Origin of the sequence: Pseudomonas sp. GM_Psu_1 (assembly GCF_026544185.1) — a bacterium.
In the GTDB taxonomy this organism is placed as follows: Bacteria; Pseudomonadota; Gammaproteobacteria; order Pseudomonadales; family Pseudomonadaceae; genus Chryseomonas; species Chryseomonas oryzihabitans.
The window spans coordinates 223,500-240,252 of the sequence record NZ_JALNUX010000004.1 but is presented as its reverse complement, the minus strand read 5'-3'; the positions used below and the strand labels follow the sequence as shown (position 1 = coordinate 240,252).

Below are 16,753 nucleotides of genomic sequence, written 5' to 3'. Positions count from 1 at the left end.
GCACCCTCACCCCAACCCTCTCCCAGGGGGAGAGGGGGCTTGTCGGAGCAGGCGGCCGGCTCAGCACCGTAGCGTGGAAAACGGCGCAGCCTTTTCCACTGAGGGCTTCGTCGCCCGGGGCGGCCTCATCCCAACCCTCTTTCGGAGGAAGAGGGTGCTTGACGAAGCAGGAGGCTGGCTCAGAAATCCCAATCCTCGTCCTCGGTGCTGACCGCCTTGCCGATGACATAGGACGAACCCGAGCCGGAGAAGAAGTCGTGGTTCTCGTCGGCGCTGGGCGACAGGGCGGCGAGGATCGCCGGGCTGACGTCGGTCATGCTGCTGGGGAACAGGGCTTCGAAGCCCAGATTCATCAGCGCCTTGTTGGCGTTGTAGTGAAGAAATTTCTTCACGTCCTCGCTCCAGCCGACGCTGTCGTAGAGGTCCTCGGTGTAGGCCACCTCGTTGTCGTAGAGATCCTGCAGCAGCTCGTAGGCGAAGTCCTTGACCTGCTGGCGACGCTCCGGGCTTTCCTTGGCCAGGGCCTGCTGGAATTTGTAGCCGATGTAGTAACCGTGCACCGCCTCGTCGCGAATGATCAGGCGGATCAGGTCGGCGGTGTTGGTCAGCTTGGCGCGGCTGGACCAGTACATCGGCAGGTAGAAGCCCGAATAGAACAGGAAGGACTCCAGGAAGACGCTGGCCACCTTGCGCAGCAACGGGTCCTCGGCGTGGTAGCGCGCGAGGATCAGGTCGGCCTTGGTCTGCAGATAGGGATTCTCCTCGCTCCAGCGATAGGCCTCGTCCACGTCCGGCGTCGAGCAGAGGGTGGAGAAGATCGAGCTGTAGGAGCGCGCATGCACGGCTTCCATGAAGCCGATGTTGGCGATCACCGCTTCCTCGTGGGGGGTGACGGCATCGGCCAGCAGGGTCGGCGCGCCCACGGCGTTCTGGATGGTGTCCAGCAGGGTCAGGCCGGTGAAGACGCGGATGGTCAGCTGCTGTTCCTTGGGCGTCAGGGTCGCCCAGGAGGGGATGTCGTTGGACAGCGGGATCTTTTCCGGCAGCCAGAAGTTGCCGGTCAGGCGATTCCACACTTCCAGGTCCTTCTCGTCCTGGATGCGGTTCCAGTTGATGGCGTTGATGCGATTCAGGCGCGGGGCGTTCATAGCTGCATTCATGACCTTTTCCTCACAGGCTGCAGGACACGCAGCCCTGCACCTCGGTGCCTTCCAGGGCGGCCTGGCGCAGGCGGATGTAATAGAGCGTCTTGATGCCCTTCTTCCAGGCGTAGATCTGCGCCCGGTTGATGTCGCGGGTGGTGGCGGTGTCGCGGAAGAACAGCGTCAGCGACAGTCCCTGGTCGACATGGCGGGTGGCCTCGGCATAGGTGTCGATGATCTTTTCCGGGCCGATCTCGTAGGCGTCCTGGTAGAACTCCTGGTTGTCGTCGGCCAGGTAGGGCGCCGGGTAGTAGACGCGGCCCAGCTTGCCTTCCTTGCGGATCTCCACCTTGGCGACGATGGGGTGGATGCTCGAGGTGGAGTGGTTGATGTAGGAGATCGAGCCGGTCGGCGGGATGGCCTGGAGGTTGCGGTTGAACAGCCCGTGCGCCATCACCGAGGCCTTGAGTTCCTGCCAGTCCGCGCGGGTCGGCAGGCGGATGCCGGCCACCTCGAACAACTCGGCCACCCGCGGGGTGCGCGGGGTGAAGTCGCCCTCGGTGTACTGATCGAAATACTCGCCGCTGGCGTACTTGGAATCGGCGAAGCCCTGGAAGCTCTGGCCGCGCTCGATGGCCAGGCGATTGGAGGCGCGCACCGCATGGTAGGTGACGGTGTAGAAGTACAGATTGGTGAAATCCAGGCCTTCGGCCGAGCCGTAGTGGATGTGCTCGCGGGCCAGGTAACCGTGCAGATTCATCTGCCCCAGGCCGATGGCGTGGGAGGCGGCGTTGCCGGCGGCCACCGAGGGTACGCAGCGAATGTCGCTCATTTCCGAGACCGCCGTGAGGCCGCGGATGGCGGTTTCCACGGTGCGGCCCAGATCCGGCGAATCCATGGTGCGGGCGATGTTCAGCGAGCCCAGGTTGCAGGAAATGTCCTGGCCGACATGCTCGTAGCCCAGGTCTTCGTCGAAGCGGCTGGGGGTGTTGACCTGGAGGATCTCCGAGCAGAGGTTGCTCATGTTGATGCGCCCGGCGATGGGATTGGCGCGATTCACCGTGTCTTCGAACATCAGGTACGGATAGCCGGATTCGAACTGGATCTCCGCCAGGGTCTGGAAGAATTCCCGGGCGTTGATCTTGCGCTTGCGGATGCGCGCATCGGCCACCATCTCCGCGTACTTGTCACTCACGCTGATGTCGGCGAAGGGCACGCCATAGACCCGTTCCACGTCGTAGGGCGAGAACAGGTACATGTCGGCGTTGCGCTTGGCCAGCTCGAAGGTGATGTCCGGGATGACCACGCCAAGGGACAGGGTCTTGATGCGGATCTTCTCGTCGGCGTTCTCGCGCTTGGTGTCGAGGAATCTCAGGATGTCCGGGTGGTGGGCATTGAGATAGACGGCCCCGGCGCCCTGGCGCGAACCCAGCTGGTTGGCGTAGGAGAAGGCGTCTTCCAGCAGTTTCATGATCGGGATGATGCCGGAAGACTGGTTCTCGATGCGCTTGATCGGCGCCCCGACCTCGCGCACGTTGCTCAGCAGGAAGGCCACGCCACCGCCACGCTTGGACAGCTGCAGCGCCGAATTCACCGCGCGGCCGATGGACTCCATATTGTCTTCGATGCGGAGCAGGAAGCAGGACACCAACTCGCCGCGCTGGCGCTTGCCGGCGTTGAGGAAGGTCGGGGTGGCCGGCTGGAAGCGCCCGCTGATCATCTCGTCCACCAGCGACTCGGCCAGGCCCTCGTCACCACGGGCCAGACTCAGGGCGACCATGCACACCCGATCCTCGTAGCGCTCCAGGTAGCGCTGGCCATCGAAGGTCTTGAGGGTATAGCTGGTGTAGTACTTGAAGGCGCCCAGGAAGCTCTGGAAGCGGAATTTGTAGGCGTAGGCACGCTCGAACAGCGCCTTGACGAAGACCGGCGCGTATTGCTCCAGCACCGCCGCCTCGTAGTAGCCCTTGTCCACCAGATAGCCGAGTTTCTCGTCCAGGTTATGGAAGAACACGGTGTTCTGGTTGACGTGCTGCAGAAAGTACTGGCGCGCCGCCTGGCGATCCTTGTCCAGCTGCAACTCGCCGTTGGGACCGTAGAGATTGAGCATGGCGTTGAGCGCGTGGTAGTCCGCCTCGCTGCCGGTCGGGGTCAGGCCTGACGTTGCCAAAAGTCGTTCACTCCCGTTCTCACCCGGTCGACGTCTTCCGTCGTGCCGAGCAATTCGAATTGATAGAGCAGGGGTACCGCGCATTTCTGGGCGACGATGCGTCCGCCCAGGCAGTAGCCCTCGCCGAAGTTGGTGTTGCCGGCGGCGATGACGCCGCGGATCAGGGCACGATTGTGCGGATCGTTGAGAAAGTGGATGACCGGCTTGGGCACCGCGCCCTTGCTGCCGCCGCCGCCATAGGTGGGCAAGACCAGGATGTAGGGCTCGCGGGCCTTGAGCGGTTCGGCGGCGGGATCCTGGGGGATACGCCGCGCCGGCAGTCCGAGTTTCTCGACGAATCTGTGGGTGTTCTCCGAGGTGCTGGAGAAATACAGCAGCTCGCCCATGGCTCTGGCCTCAGGCCACCAGTTGGCCGAGCTTGTCCGGGCGGAAGCCGGCCCAGTGGTCGTCACCGGCCACCACTACCGGTACCTGGCGATAGCCCAGGGATTCCACGGTCTGGCGCGCCTTGGCGTCCTGCTCGATGTCCACCACCTGGTAGGCGATGCCCTGGCGATCCAGGGCGCGATAGGTGGCGTTGCACTGCACGCAGGCGGGCTTGCTGTAGATGGTGATGGTCATGGCTGACTCCTGTCCGTAGTGGGGCGAACTCAAAGGAAAAAGCCTGTCGCCAGCCGGGCTCTGCCGGGGCGGCGCGGGTCCTTTCCTTTGAGTTCGACTTGGGTCTCAAGTTCGGTCCAGATACTACATATGGTGTTTTTGAATTTCTACACCACAACAAGTGGGGATTTTGATCTGGGTCATGGCTCTGCTCTATCACGCCTGGATGACGATTTCAGTCAGGCCATGGCCGCTGAACCAGGTAGTCCCTCCGCCCCTGGGGCTACCTGCGGACCTCTCCCTGCAGACCGCCAGACGCCGTGGCTGCGGCAGGGGCGCCTGGCCAGAGGGTGGATTTCTTTCCTGTCTGCCAAGGAGAGCGCCTTTTTGTAGTGCGAAAGTCGACCGGACTACGCTCGCGACTCCCATTCGTCGTCGAACCGCCGCATAATCGGCCTTTCGCTTGCGCCCGAGTCCGTTCACGCATGAGTTCCGCTCGCTATCGCCTCGCTCTCAACGGCTACGGTCGCATCGGTCGTTGCGTGTTGCGTGCCTTGCACGAGCGCGGTGCGGCGACCGAGCTCGCCATCGTCGCCCTCAACGACCTGGCCGACCGGCCCAGTCTCGAATACCTGACCCGCTTCGACTCCACCCATGGCCGCTTTCCCGGGCGGGTGGCGCTGGACGGCGAACGCCTGCGCATCGGCGACCAGGCCCTGGAGATCCGTCGCGAGGCGGAGCCCGAGCGGGTGGACTGGCGCGCACTGGACGTCGATCTGGTGCTGGAATGCTCCGGCGCCTTCAGCACCCGTGCCGAGGCCGGGCGCTTTCTCGCCGCCGGTGCGCCGCGGGTGCTGTTCTCCCAGCCCATGGTCAGCGAGACCGACGTCGACGCCACCGTGGTCTATGGCGTCAACCAGCAGGCCCTGCGCGGTGACGAGACGCTGGTCTCGAATGCGTCCTGCACCACCAATTGCAGCGTCCCGGTGCTGAAACTTTTGCACGAGACCCTGGGTCTGGAGTACGTCTCCATCACCACGATCCACTCGGCCATGAACGACCAGCCCGTGATCGACGCCTACCATGCCGAAGATCTGCGGCGGACGCGATCGGCGTTCCAGTCGATCATCCCGGTGGCGACCGGCCTGGCGCGCGGCATCGAACGCCTGCTGCCGGAACTGAGCGGGCGCATCCAGGCCCGCGCCGTGCGCGTACCCACGGTCAACGTCTCCTGCCTGGACATCACCTGCATCGTCGGCCGCGACACCACGGCGCCGGCGCTCAACACCCTGTTGCGTGACGCCGCCCAGAGCGGTCCCCTGGCCGGGCTGATCGACTACACCGAGTTGCCCCACGCCTCCTGCGATTTCAACCACGATCCCCATTCCGCCATCGTCGATGGCAGCCAGACCCGCGTTTCCGGCCCCCGGCTGGTCAATCTGCTGGTGTGGTTCGACAACGAATGGGGCTTCGCCAACCGCATGCTCGACGTCGCCGGCCATTGGCTGCGCATCGCCAAGCCCACCTGAAACAAGCACAACTAAGGGATTGCCTGTATGTCCGTGTTGAAAATGAGCGACCTCGATCTGAAGGGTAAGCGAGTCCTGATTCGCGAAGACCTCAACGTTCCGGTGAAGGAAGGCCAGATCAAGAGCGATGCCCGCCTGGTCGCCGCCCTGCCGACCCTCAAGCTGGCCCTGGAAAAGGGTGCTGCGGTGATCGTCTGCTCGCACCTGGGTCGTCCCACCGAGGGCGAGTTCAGCGAGGAAAACAGCCTGGCCCCGGTCGCGGCCTACCTGAGCAAGGCCCTGGGCCGCGAGGTGCCCCTGGTGAAGGACTACCTGGACGGCGTCCAGGTCGAGCCGGGTCAGCTGGTGCTGCTGGAGAACGTGCGCTTCAACGCGGGCGAGAAAAAGAACGCCGATGAGCTGGCGAAGAAATACGCCGCCCTGTGCGACATCTTCGTCATGGACGCCTTCGGCACCGCCCACCGCGCCGAGGGTTCGACCCATGGCGTGGCCAAGTTCGCCAAGGTCGCGGCGGCCGGTCCGCTGCTGGCCGCCGAGCTGGATGCCCTGGGCAAGGCGCTGGGCAATCCCGCCCGCCCGATGGCCGCCATCGTCGCCGGCTCCAAGGTCTCCACCAAGCTGGACGTGCTCAACTCCCTGGCGCAGATCTGCGACCAGCTGATCGTCGGCGGCGGCATCGCCAACACCTTCCTCGCCGCGGCCGGCTACAAGGTTGGCAAGTCGCTGTACGAAGCCGATCTGGTGGACACCGCCAAGGCCATCGCCGCCAAGGTCAGCGTGCCGCTGCCGGTGGACGTGGTGGTCGCCAAGGAATTCGCCGAGACCGCCCAGGCCACTACCAAGTCGATCAACGACGTGGCCGACGACGACATGATCCTCGACATCGGCCCGGTCAGCGCCCAGCAATTCGCCGACCTGCTCAAGTCGGCCAAGACCATCCTCTGGAACGGTCCGGTGGGCGTCTTCGAATTCGACCAGTTCGGCGAAGGCACCCGCACCCTGGCCCAGGCCATCGCCGACAGCGACGCCTTCTCCATCGCCGGGGGTGGCGACACCCTGGCCGCCATCGACAAGTACGGCATCGGCGAGAAGGTCTCCTATATCTCCACCGGTGGCGGCGCCTTCCTCGAATTCGTCGAGGGCAAGGTCCTGCCGGCCGTCGAAGTCCTCCAGCAACGCGCCCAGGAGTAATCGCCATGCGTACGCCGCTGCTCGTCTGTTCCGCTGTCCTGATGCTGGCCGGTTGCGCCGGTGGCAATGCCGACAAGGCCTGCGCGGTGTTCGCGCCGCCACCGGCGGCAGCCGCCACGCCCACGGCGCAGAATGGCGAGCGGGTCGATACGCTCAATGGCAACGCCAGCCGTCCTGCCAGCGGTTGCGCCCAGTGAAGGGGCGCACGCTCGCCCTCGGTCTGCTGGGTCTCGCCGTGCTGACCGGCTGTGCCGGTCGCGGCGCGCAGCAGACGGGCGGCTGGACCCACTGGGTCTGTGATTCCAAGGCGGCCTTCGACTGGCGCTATGTGGATCGCAGCCAGTCCATCGTCGACCTCAAGCTGGAAGGCGATGGGCTGATCCGCCATCTCAACCGCGAACCGGCCACCGATGGCCAGTCCTATACCGACGGGCTGGTGGCTTTGCATATCCGCGGCGACCAGGGACTCGTCTACTGGATCGCCAACAACGACCTCATCGGCCGCGGCTGCCGGACGCCTTGAAGCGGCGAATGTCAGCTGAACCGATTAATCCAGGGCGGCCAGGGGTCGGCCGCTTGAACCCTGCCAGCCGCTCATGCAGGCTGGCGCCACCACCGCCTTTGTAGGGAGATAATCACCAATGGCACTCGTCAGCATGCGTCAGCTGCTGGATCACGCCGCCGAATTCGGCTACGGCGTCCCGGCCTTCAACGTCAACAACCTCGAGCAGATGCGCGCCATCATGGAAGCCGCCGACAAGACCGATTCGCCGGTCATCGTTCAGGCCTCCGCCGGTGCCCGCAAGTACGCCGGCGCTCCCTTCCTGCGTCACCTGATCCTGGCCGCGGTGGAAGAATTCCCGCACATCCCGGTGGTCATGCACCAGGACCACGGCACCAGCCCCGACGTCTGCCAGCGCTCCATCCAGCTGGGCTTCTCCTCGGTGATGATGGACGGCTCGCTGATGGCCGACGGCAAGACGCCGTCCGACTACGACTACAACGTGCGCGTCACCCAGCAGACCGTGGCCTTCGCCCATGCCTGCGGCGTGTCCGTGGAAGGCGAGCTGGGCTGCCTGGGCAGCCTGGAAACCGGCATGGCCGGTGAAGAAGACGGCGTGGGCGCCGAAGGCACCCTGGATCACAGCCAGCTGCTGACCGATCCGGAAGAAGCCGCCCAGTTCGTCAAGGCCACCAAGGTCGACGCCCTGGCCATCGCCATCGGCACCAGCCACGGCGCCTACAAGTTCACCAAGCCGCCGACCGGGGACACCCTGTCGATCCAGCGCATCAAGGAAATCCATGCGCGTATCCCGGACACTCATCTGGTCATGCACGGCTCCAGCTCGGTGCCCCAGGAGTGGCTGAAGATCATCAACGAGTACGGTGGCGACATCAAGGAAACCTACGGCGTGCCGGTCGAGGAGATCGTCGAAGGCATCAAGTACGGGGTCCGCAAGGTCAACATCGACACCGACCTGCGTCTGGCCTCCACCGGTGCCATCCGCGAGTTCATGGCCAAGAACCGTAGCGAGTTCGACCCGCGCAAGTACCTGGCCAAGACCGTCACCGCCATGCGCGACGTCTGCATCGCCCGTTACGAAGCCTTCGGCACCGCCGGCCAGGCCTCCAAGATCAAGCCGATCTCCCTGGACGCCATGTTCGAGCGCTATGCCCGCGGCGAGCTGGATCCCAAGGTCAACTGATCCCGCGCTGCAGGAAAAGGCCCCGTATGGGGCCTTTTTTTATGGCCCGCAGTCAGGCTCAGGCGCTTTGTTGCAGCGACACCTGATCGGCTTCGGCGGCCAGGCAGGCGCGGGCGAGGAGCAGCCAGAGACGCTGGTGCAGGGTGTTGAGCGCAGGCAGCAGCTCCGCGCTGTGGCGATAGACCGCGGAGAGGGAATCCTCGGCGAGATCGAGCCGGGGGCAGTGACGCTGCAGGTAGTCGCCCAGGCTGACCGTGGCGATGGCGGGAGGCAGGGGCAGGTCGCAGGCCAGCCAGTCCGCGACCCGGCGTCGATAATCCTGCTTGGCGAATTCGCACAGGGCATTGATCTGACTGGGGCCCTGCGGTCGCCGCTGCAGGGTGCGGTATTCCTTCACCAGCAGGCGCGCCTCGCGCAGGCGCTCCACGTCCGGATAGCGCTCGGCCAGGGTGAGCAGCAGCCGATAGAGCTCGGCAGCCTGCTCCTGGCCGGGCAGACGCTGGGCCAGGGCCCGTTCGATGCGCTGCCGATAGAGCGGCGCCACGGCCAGCAACTGCTGGCGCGCGGCGGTCTGCCAGGTATCGATGGCCCGATACTCCTGCAAGTGCTCCTGGTTGAACGCCCCTTCGCCGTGAACGACGTGGGCCAGTCCATGACTGTGCAGCTCTTCGTAGAAGGCCAGCAGGCAGCGCCGCTGGCTTTGCTTTTCCGCTTCCTGCCAGGCGTCCGCAGTGCCGGCGGCCAGCAGCAGGATGCGTTCGCGGACAGTGTCTGCCTCAAGGGCGCGGGTGGTCCGCTCCAGCGGCAGGTGCAGGGGTAGCCAGGGGCAATCGGGCCAGGCATGGCCACTCCAGCGCTGCAGGTCCGTGTCACTGTCCTGGACCGGTTCCGGAACCAGCGTGGCCACCGTGGCCGCTGGCTCCGCCTCGGGCTGGCGGCCGGCCAGGCGATGGACCAGCAGGGTCAGGGCGCGGCCATGCGCATCGGGCTGCTCCAGCAGGGCACTGGCAGGGCGCCGGTCGTCCAGCAGTCCGGGGAGCGGATGCCGCTCGGCCCAGGCGATCCGCTGCCGATCCGCCGGATGACGACCCCAGTAGCGGCTGCTGGCGGAGGTCGGCGTGGGGGAGAGCGTCTGGCGAGCCAGCAGGGCCGCGTGCAACTCCAGCAGATTGCCGACCAGGCCCTGGGCCGCGGGTGCCGTCAGGCTGCGCCGTCTGGCTTCACGCCAGGCCTGCTGGGCCAGGCGCGTCTGGCGCGCCGTTGTGCGAAAGGCCGCGCTGCCGCCCAGCAGGACCTGGTAATGATCGGCGCGGGCTTCCCGGCGCTGGCTGGCGGTGTGGGTGAGGCGCTGGCCGCTGGCAAAGAGCAGGCGGGCCCAGCCACGGGCGACGCGGGCGAGGAGCCCTCGGGACGCCGCCTGGCCGAGGCGTTCCAGTTGCGCGAGGCAGGCATTGAGCAGGGCGCCCCCCAGACGATCCAGACCGCTCACCTGGTGCCCCAGCACATGGGCGAGGCTGGCCAGGTACTGATCGCGGGTGAGGGCCGTCATCAGCGGCAGACCCAGGCGCAGCGTCCGGGTCCTGACCGCGAAGCGGTTGTCGACCTCCGCTGTCAGCAGCAGGCGCCGAGGCGGGCAGACCCCCATGGCCTGGCAGAGCGCTGCGATCAGCGAGTGCAGCGCCGGCTCCTGGGCTGGCGTCAGCGGCCGTTCGGCGGCGGCTTCTGTGCCTCGGCCCGGGCGCGGCGCCAGAAAGCCCAGGGCCAGCCAGGCGCCCAGGCCGGCCAGCGGCAGGGCCAGGCCACAGGCGACGACGATATCCTGGTGCAGCAGAGTGATGAAGGCCGCCAGGGCACAGATCGCCAGCAGCAATCCGGCCAGGCCCGGCAGCAGATAGAGCACGCTGAGCGTCAGGCCGAGGAGCACGGCCGCCAGCAGTTGCAGGCGCTCACCCAGGGAGAAGGCCGGGCGCGGCAGGCCCGCTGCCTGCAACGCGGCCAGACGCGCCTGCAGATCGAGGTCCTGGGCGACGGGGGTGGATTCCTGGCGTTCGACCAGATGGACATCCAGTCCCGTATCCCGCAGCCGCTCGACCCATTCGTGGGCTTGCGCGCTGGCCAGATCCCGCTTGAGGACACCCCTGGCCGGGGGCAGCAGGCGCTCCACCTGCTCCGGTGCCAGCTTGAGCTGATAGAGCAGGCTGATCCTCAGGGTGTCGGGGGAAACATCGTCGCGGCAGCTGCCGCTGAGCAGGAGATCGTAGCGAGCCATGGGCAATCCTTTGCGCAGTCGTCCGCCGGGGCGGTAGGTAGAAATCCAGAGCGGCTTTCTACCTCACTGCTGCAATCGCGTTGCGTGCATGGCTCTCAGTTGCGCGGCCCCGGGCCGCTCTGGCACGCCCTTCTGGCGGATTCGTGACCGATTACCGCTCCGCTGCGGTCAGGACCTCTTCCATCCAGGCCACCATGGCGGCGCCATCCATGCCCAGGCAGACCGTGACCAGCGGATTGCCGGACCAGCGCCCGTCCAGGTAGGCGCGCCCCTCGGGGGCGAAAAAGGTCTGGCCTTCCGCCAGGCCTTCGGTGCCGACGCTGAGGTGACCGCGAGCGGTGTGGAACAGCTCGGGGCGGCGCAGATAGGCGAGGGCGCAGCTGTCGTGGGGATGGCAGCCGTCGATGTCCTTCACGCTGCGGTAGAAGTCCGCATAGAAGTCATAGCTGCGGGCGAGCACCTCGCCGAGGGCGCCCTGGCGCGCCGCGATGCGCTGCAGGCGGGGCGGATCGAGCACGGCGCGGTGGGTGGCATCGAGGCCGACCAGGGTCAGCGGCCAGGGAGCGGCGAAGACCCGTGCCGCGGCATGGGGATCGGAAAAGATGTTGGCTTCGGCCACCGGCGTGACGTTGCCCGGCTCGACGATGGCGCCGCCCATCACCACCACCTCGCGGACGCGCTCGGCGACCGTGGGATCCAGCGCCAGGGCGAGGGCCAGGTTGCCCAGCGGCCCGACCGCCACCAGGGTGATCTCGCCAGGTCGCAGGCGGGTCTGCTCGACAATGAAGCGCGCCGCATCCAGGGCGTGGGGTGTCTGGCTCGGCGCGGGCAACTGCTGGTTGCCCAGGCCATCCTGGCCATGCACGTGCAGCGCGTGGTTGCCGGCCGGCTTGACCAGGGGCTCGGCCACCCCGGCCGCGACGGGCGTGTCCCGGCCGGCCAGTTCAGTGAGCAGCAGGGCGTTGCGGGTCGCCGTGGTGACCGGCACATTGCCGAAGGTGGTGGTAAGCCCGATCACCTCGAAGGCGGGATCGGCAAACAGCAGGGCGATGGCCTGGGCGTCGTCCACGCCAGGATCGGTATCGAAGATGATGGGAAGGGACAAGAGGCTTTCTCCGGCTCAGATCTCTTCCCAGGCTACCCGAGGGGCAGCGCCCCTTGCTAGCTGGGCAGGTCCAACTCGCCCAGGGCATCCGGCTGGTTGCGAAACGCCCGGGCGAAGACCTCGCGATTGCGGGCCATGAACAGCCCTAGGTCTTCGCACTGCTTCTCGGCAAGACCGGGTACGGCCTTGTCCAATACGCTGGCGAGCGACTCGGCCAGCTCCAACATCTTGTCGTGACGATCGGCTTCGGCTTTATCCATGAACAGGCGCTCCGGATCTCGGCTGCTGCGATACAACACTTCGACGGCCATGCGTCACCTCGTATTCTGTATCTGGTTATATATACAGTAGTTGGCTTGCCGCGGGATTGCAAGGACTACCGCTCGGCGGTCAGCCTTCGGTCACTCATGGCAATTTGCCAATCGTTCGACATTTCTGCGTGTCTCCAGATTTGCCTCGGGAAACTTAAGCGCGGAAGCTGGTCTCTGAGTCTGGACCAAACGGGCATCACTGCCCGCCTCTATCCGGATCACCTCCGGCTCACGGAACGAGACCGCCAATGCCTGCCATCTTTATCCGTCCGCTTATTGCCGCGCTTGGCCCGTCTGGGTCGATCGAGGTGCGGGCGTGAGTTCGACCCTCATCATCCTGGCCATCACGGTCGCCAGCTTTCTGCTGGGGTTCCTGCGCGACCTGCTGATCGCCCGCCAATTCGGCGTGAGCTGGGAAGCCGACCTGATCTTTGTCGCGCTCATCCTGCCGGTGTTCTTCGAGAGCTTCTTCGGCCTCGCCCTGCGCGATGCCATGATTCCCTATCTGCAACGCATCCGCGACCGCTGCAACGCCCAGTACGAGCAGGTCGGTCGCTGGCTGTACTGGCGCATCGGCCTGTTCGGCCTGCTGTTGTCGGTGATCGGCGTCCTCGCCAGTCCCTGGCTGATGCATGCCCTGGCGCCGGGCTGGAGCGACGAGCAGGTCGAGACCGGCAAGCTGGTCTTCGCCGTCGGTACCCTGCTGATCTGCGTGCAGGCCGTCCTCTATTGCCAGGGCGCGCTGCTCAACCTCGATCGCATCTTCATTCTGCCGATGACCCGCACCCTGATGCTCAATCTGGGCGCCATCCTGGCCATCGTCATCCTGCAGCCGAGCGGTATCGCGCTGTTCACCGGCATGCTGCTGCCCCAGGTGCTGCTGATCGTCATCCAGCACCGCCGCCTGGGCTATCTCGGCGAGCGCTCGGTGGCCTTCGAGAAGCCCGAAGGCAGTCCCTTCGCCGTGACCTTCGCTCCCGTGCTGCTCGCCGCCGGCGCCCAGCAGGGTTGCATGCTGGCGGAGCGTTTCTTCGCCTCGCTGCTGGCGGAGGGCAACATCACCATGCTGTCCTTCTCCTACCGCATCGTGACCATTCCGCTGACGCTCTATGCGCTGTCCATCCTGGCGATGATCTTTCCCGAGCTGACCCGCAGCTGGAACGAGGGCAATGCCGACAAGTACAGCGCGCTGATGCGCAAGGCGCTGCTCGGGACCCTGCTGTTCCTGGTGCCGGCCGCCGTGGTGCTGTTCAGCTACTCGGAGCCGGTGGTCAAGGTGCTGCTGGAGCGCGGGGCCTTTGGCGCCGAGCAGAGCGCGGCGACCGCCACCCTGGTGGTGGCCTATGCCCTGGGCCTGCCCTGGATGGGGCTGGCCCTGCTGTGGGGGCGTGCGCTGCTGTCGCAGCAACGCGCCCGCACCTTCCTCTACGCCACCCTGGCCAGCTCCTTCATCACCGTGGCCCTGGACGCTGTTGTCTATCGGCCATTCGGTGCCCAGGGACTGGCCTACTCCTTTACCACCGGAGCCTTCCTGCAGGCGGTATTCATGGCGCTGGCGCTCTATCGCCACTCCCTGGCCGGCCTGCACCTGTCGCTGCTGCTGCGCTGGTTCAGCGCGGGCAGCGCAGTGGCCCTGCTGAGTTTCCTGTTGCCCAAGCCGGTCGGCCTGCTGGAGCTGATCGTCAGCGTCAGCGTGGCCATGCTGGGCTTCCTGGTGCTGTTGCTGGTCCTGGGCGAACGTGACCTGTTCCGCCGCGGCTATTGGGCGCGCGGTGACTCGGGCACGGGGCGCGCTGAACCGACGAGTTGAACGGCCGTCGCTGGACGGCAAGGAAAAAGGTGGCGATCTGCAGCCATTGGTCGCTATCTGTTACGAAGTCATGAATTTTTGATTTGGCTTCGAGTCGCACGGAAAGATTGATCCCAGTCAAAGAATTTCTGATGGAAGCTTTTTTCCATTTGCAAGAGATCGGACATGTAGTTGGGGTCGGCACTTCGCATGGTGGCTTTGCTCGCTACCGACATTCTCTTTGAAAGGAATCGATCCTATGTCCTCCCAATCCCCTGTCACCCGTATCGGCATCGTCGGTACCGGCATGATCTCGCGCTGCCTGGCCCGGCTCATCAGCCGTCACTATGACGACATGACCGTGACCCGCGTCCTGACCCGCCGGCCCATCGCCACGGTCACCGACTATCCGCTGACCGAGGCGCTCACCCAGTCGGTGGCGGATCTCATCGATCATTGCGACCTGCTGGTGGAGTGCAGCGGCGACCCCTACCACGGCACCGAGATCATCGAGCGCGCCTTCGAAGCCGGCATCAAGGTGGTCACCATCAATGCCGAACTGCAGGTGACGACCGGTTCCTACCTGGCCGGCAAGGGTTTCCTGACCGAGGCCGAGGGCGATCAGCCGGGTTCGCTGGCGGCGCTGCACGAAGAGGCCGTGCAGATGGGCTTCAAGCCGCTGGTCTACGGCAACATGAAGGGCTATCTGAACCACAACCCGACGCCGGAAGACATGGCCTACTGGTCCGCGCGCCAGGGCACCAGCGTCGACCAGACCACCTCCTTCACCGACGGCACCAAGGTGCAGATCGAGCAGGTGGTGGTCGGTAACAACTATGGCGCCACCATCACCCGCCAGGGGCTGGAAGGCCTGAATTCGACCAACCTGCAGGACAGCGCCAACATCCTCGCGCAGATGGCCGAGCAACTGGGCCAGCCCATCGTCGACTACGTGATCCCCAGCGGCTACTCCGCCGGTGGCGTCTTCGTGGTCGGTCGCCATGACGAAGACCAGGCCGGTGCCATCGAGTACTTCAAGCTGGGCAAGGGCCCGTACTACGTGCTGGTACGCCCCTTCCACCTGTGCTCCCTGGAGGTCGGCAAGACCCTGAGACGCGTCATCGCCGGCGGCAAGATCCTGCTCAACAACTCCACCACGCCGACCCTGAGCGTGGCCGCCATCATGAAGAAGCCCATGGCGGCCGGCGACGTCATCGAGCGCGGCATCGGTGGCTACAGCGTGCGCGGCGAAGCGGTCAAGATCGCCGAGTGCCCGGATCACCTGCCGATCGGCCTGCTCAAGCACAGCGTGCTCAAGCGCGCCCTGGAGCCGGGTCAGATCGTCACCTTCGACGACGTCGAACTGACCCCCAGCCGCGCCCTGGACATCGTCCTGCAACAGCATCGCGAGGCGATCCATCGCCAGCTGCTGGAAACCCAGCTGAGCGAGTCGGCCTGGAACGCCAGCGGCGACCTGGCACCGGTCGCGCTGCCCAAGGCGGTGGGTGCGGTCCTGTCCTGATTTCGCCGAGGCGGAACGCGAAGGGGCCCTGAGGGCCCCTTTTCTATTGCCCGCCGCTGGCGGCGGCGCGGAGGCGGGCGACGGTCGCGGGGAGTTCGTCCATGTGCGCGATCAGCGCGGTCACGCCCAGCGCGCTCAGGGTCTCGCCATGGCTGGGCGGAATGTGGCTGGCGCCGGTAAAGCCGATGACGCGCATGCCGGCCGCCAGCGCCGCGCGCACGCCGGTGGCGCTGTCCTCGATCACCAGGCAGCGCTCCGGCGCGACGCCCATCGTCCTGGCGGCCAGGAGGTAGACATCGGGTGCCGGCTTGGGCTGGGCCACCATATCGGCACTGAAGATATGGCCCGCCACCCGCTCGACCAGATCGGCCCGGCGGACCGAGGATTCGACGCTGTGCCTGAGGCTGTTGGAGGCGACCGCCAGTGGCAGGTCGATGCTCTCCAGGGCACGCTTCACCCCGGGAATGGCTTCCACGCTGGTGGAGATCAGCGTTTCCGCCTGGGTGCGCAGGTCGCTGAACAGCGCGGGCGGCAGGGTGATACCGAAGCGCTGCTCGACCAGGGCGAAGATGTCCCGGGTGGTCAGGCCAAAGGTCCCGTGCAGCAGGGCTTCGAGTTCGGCGCGCGGTGCATGGGCGGCCAGGCCGTCGAGGACGACGCGTTCGGCGAGGATTTCGCTGTCGACCAGCACGCCATCGCAATCGCTGATCAGCAGTTCCACAGGGGTGACGTTCATCGGTATTCCTTGCAGGGGGATTTCATGGTCGGGCCGTGGGCCCGGGCCATTCGAAACGGCGGGAAAGAAGCGCGGAAGCAGGACTGGCGAGGGTTTGCGCCGCTGTCCGAGTGGTCGAAAACCGGCTCCACAGTACCTTGCATGGCGCGACAAATTACCTCTTGTCAAAAACGATTTCGGTCTCCGGAGGGTAATCGCTTTCCAGAAAAATATGGCGTAGAGTTCGAGAACTGTGTTTGCTTGGGTCGCCGTCGATCGTGACCTGAGGCGGTAGGCTTTCCGTCCACCCCTTGCTGCTCGATTCTTGTTACTCCTTGCAACTCAGTACCGGGTGCCTGGTCTATGCAACGCGCTGCCGCGCCAGCACCTGTCATAACAAACCCGTTATTCCAAGGAGCAACACCCGTCATGTCGAATCGTCAGAACGGCACCGTCAAATGGTTCAACGAAACCAAAGGCTACGGCTTCATTACTCCCGAGAGCGGTCCGGACGTGTTCGTTCACTTCCGCGCAATCGAAGGCAAAGGTTTCAAGACCCTGGCTGAAGGCCAGAAGGTCAGCTTCGAAGTCGTGCAAGGCCAGAAGGGCATGCAGGCAGAGCACGTACAGGTCATCTGACACCTGACGTCGCCCGAAGCTCACGAAAAACCCCGGCCAGGCCGGGGTTTTTCGTTTATGGCGTG

At 65.5% G+C, this 16,753-nt stretch carries 16 protein-coding genes; 8 read left to right on the top strand and 8 right to left on the bottom strand.

Annotated elements, in window-relative coordinates; all coding sequences use genetic code 11:
* Window positions 1–179: 179 nt before the first annotated feature.
* Genes nrdF through nrdH form a run of 4 tightly spaced genes read right to left on the bottom strand, consistent with a single transcriptional unit; the run spans window position 180 to window position 3,933 of the window.
* A complete protein-coding gene (nrdF, locus tag OXS31_RS08565) occupies window positions 180–1,160 on the bottom strand; it encodes a class 1b ribonucleoside-diphosphate reductase subunit beta (RefSeq protein WP_284670313.1) in 981 nt (326 codons plus the stop codon).
* A 10-nt stretch (window positions 1,161–1,170) separates the two neighbouring features.
* Window positions 1,171–3,312, bottom strand: coding sequence for a class 1b ribonucleoside-diphosphate reductase subunit alpha (nrdE, locus tag OXS31_RS08560; RefSeq protein WP_081737524.1), 2,142 nt, complete (start codon window positions 3,310–3,312; stop codon window positions 1,171–1,173).
* Window positions 3,294–3,698: a class Ib ribonucleoside-diphosphate reductase assembly flavoprotein NrdI gene (gene nrdI / locus OXS31_RS08555; RefSeq protein WP_027598230.1), complete on the bottom strand. Its 405-nt coding sequence runs from the start codon at window positions 3,696–3,698 to the stop codon at window positions 3,294–3,296. The genes nrdE and nrdI overlap by 19 nt, the downstream gene beginning before the upstream one ends.
* Before the next feature lie 10 nt (window positions 3,699–3,708).
* Window positions 3,709–3,933, bottom strand: coding sequence for a glutaredoxin-like protein NrdH (nrdH, locus tag OXS31_RS08550; protein ID WP_007161291.1), 225 nt, complete (start codon window positions 3,931–3,933; stop codon window positions 3,709–3,711).
* Window positions 3,934–4,397: 464 nt separating this feature from the next.
* Between nrdH and epd the strand changes: the two genes are divergently transcribed.
* From epd to fba, 5 genes are all read left to right on the top strand, one after another.
* A complete protein-coding gene (gene epd, locus OXS31_RS08545; protein WP_145249179.1) occupies window positions 4,398–5,441 on the top strand; it encodes an erythrose-4-phosphate dehydrogenase in 1,044 nt (347 codons plus the stop codon).
* A gap of 27 nt (window positions 5,442–5,468) precedes the next feature.
* The gene (locus OXS31_RS08540) at window positions 5,469–6,632 is read left to right on the top strand and encodes a phosphoglycerate kinase (RefSeq protein ID WP_027598233.1); all 1,164 of its coding nucleotides are present in this window, start codon (window positions 5,469–5,471) and stop codon (window positions 6,630–6,632) included.
* Between the two features lie 5 nt (window positions 6,633–6,637).
* Window positions 6,638–6,829 carry a hypothetical protein gene (locus OXS31_RS08535; RefSeq protein WP_007161288.1) on the top strand — a complete coding sequence of 64 codons (192 nt, stop codon included), beginning with the start codon at window positions 6,638–6,640 and terminating at the stop codon, window positions 6,827–6,829.
* Window positions 6,826–7,155 (top strand): MliC family protein, encoded by a 330-nt coding sequence (locus tag OXS31_RS08530; RefSeq protein ID WP_027598234.1) that lies wholly within the window; start codon window positions 6,826–6,828, stop codon window positions 7,153–7,155. Before OXS31_RS08535 ends, OXS31_RS08530 begins: the two co-directional genes overlap by 4 nt.
* A 118-nt stretch (window positions 7,156–7,273) precedes the next feature.
* Complete coding sequence (gene fba, locus OXS31_RS08525; protein WP_007161286.1) at window positions 7,274–8,338, top strand: class II fructose-bisphosphate aldolase; 1,065 nt, start codon at window positions 7,274–7,276, stop codon at window positions 8,336–8,338.
* 58 nt (window positions 8,339–8,396) lie between these two features.
* Here the strand turns inward: fba and OXS31_RS08520 are convergent, their stop codons facing one another.
* The 3 genes from OXS31_RS08520 to OXS31_RS08510 form a co-directional block, all read right to left on the bottom strand.
* Window positions 8,397–10,607, bottom strand: a complete 2,211-nt coding sequence (locus OXS31_RS08520) for a M48 family metallopeptidase (protein ID WP_267398689.1) — start codon at window positions 10,605–10,607, stop codon at window positions 8,397–8,399.
* A gap of 151 nt (window positions 10,608–10,758) precedes the next feature.
* Window positions 10,759–11,712 (bottom strand): nucleoside hydrolase, encoded by a 954-nt coding sequence (locus tag OXS31_RS08515; protein ID WP_267398688.1) that lies wholly within the window; start codon window positions 11,710–11,712, stop codon window positions 10,759–10,761.
* 56 nt (window positions 11,713–11,768) lie between these two features.
* Window positions 11,769–12,023: a YebG family protein gene (locus tag OXS31_RS08510; RefSeq protein WP_007161283.1), complete on the bottom strand. Its 255-nt coding sequence runs from the start codon at window positions 12,021–12,023 to the stop codon at window positions 11,769–11,771.
* Between the two features lie 316 nt (window positions 12,024–12,339).
* Here OXS31_RS08510 and OXS31_RS08505 point away from each other — a divergent pair, with 316 nt between their 5' ends.
* On the top strand, window positions 12,340–13,833 hold the full coding sequence (locus OXS31_RS08505; RefSeq protein WP_027603073.1) for a lipid II flippase MurJ: 1,494 nt from the start codon (window positions 12,340–12,342) through the stop codon (window positions 13,831–13,833).
* Window positions 13,834–14,071: 238 nt separating this feature from the next.
* Window positions 14,072–15,334, top strand: a complete 1,263-nt coding sequence (locus tag OXS31_RS08500) for a saccharopine dehydrogenase NADP-binding domain-containing protein (RefSeq protein ID WP_150340029.1) — start codon at window positions 14,072–14,074, stop codon at window positions 15,332–15,334.
* A 43-nt stretch (window positions 15,335–15,377) separates the two neighbouring features.
* Here OXS31_RS08500 and OXS31_RS08495 read toward each other — a convergent pair whose 3' ends face one another.
* A complete protein-coding gene (locus OXS31_RS08495) occupies window positions 15,378–16,070 on the bottom strand; it encodes an HAD family hydrolase (RefSeq protein WP_027598238.1) in 693 nt (230 codons plus the stop codon).
* Window positions 16,071–16,478: 408 nt separating this feature from the next.
* Between OXS31_RS08495 and OXS31_RS08490 the strand changes: the two genes are divergently transcribed.
* Entirely contained in the window at window positions 16,479–16,688 is a 210-nt protein-coding gene (locus tag OXS31_RS08490) for a cold-shock protein (RefSeq protein WP_007161279.1), read from the top strand.
* The last annotated feature ends 65 nt before the right edge of the window (window positions 16,689–16,753 follow it).

Coding starts and splice junctions, on each gene's coding strand:
- nrdF (WP_284670313.1), bottom strand. CDS start 1,160: ATGAATGCAGCTATGAACGCCCCGCGCCTGAATCGCATCAACGCCATC.
- nrdI (WP_027598230.1), bottom strand. CDS start 3,698: ATGGGCGAGCTGCTGTATTTCTCCAGCACCTCGGAGAACACCCACAGA.
- nrdH (WP_007161291.1), bottom strand. CDS start 3,933: ATGACCATCACCATCTACAGCAAGCCCGCCTGCGTGCAGTGCAACGCC.
- epd (WP_145249179.1), top strand. CDS start 4,398: ATGAGTTCCGCTCGCTATCGCCTCGCTCTCAACGGCTACGGTCGCATC.
- OXS31_RS08540 (WP_027598233.1), top strand. CDS start 5,469: ATGTCCGTGTTGAAAATGAGCGACCTCGATCTGAAGGGTAAGCGAGTC.
- OXS31_RS08535 (WP_007161288.1), top strand. CDS start 6,638: ATGCGTACGCCGCTGCTCGTCTGTTCCGCTGTCCTGATGCTGGCCGGT.
- fba (WP_007161286.1), top strand. CDS start 7,274: ATGGCACTCGTCAGCATGCGTCAGCTGCTGGATCACGCCGCCGAATTC.
- OXS31_RS08520 (WP_267398689.1), bottom strand. CDS start 10,607: ATGGCTCGCTACGATCTCCTGCTCAGCGGCAGCTGCCGCGACGATGTT.
- OXS31_RS08510 (WP_007161283.1), bottom strand. CDS start 12,023: ATGGCCGTCGAAGTGTTGTATCGCAGCAGCCGAGATCCGGAGCGCCTG.
- OXS31_RS08500 (WP_150340029.1), top strand. CDS start 14,072: ATGTCCTCCCAATCCCCTGTCACCCGTATCGGCATCGTCGGTACCGGC.
- OXS31_RS08495 (WP_027598238.1), bottom strand. CDS start 16,070: ATGAACGTCACCCCTGTGGAACTGCTGATCAGCGATTGCGATGGCGTG.
- OXS31_RS08490 (WP_007161279.1), top strand. CDS start 16,479: ATGTCGAATCGTCAGAACGGCACCGTCAAATGGTTCAACGAAACCAAA.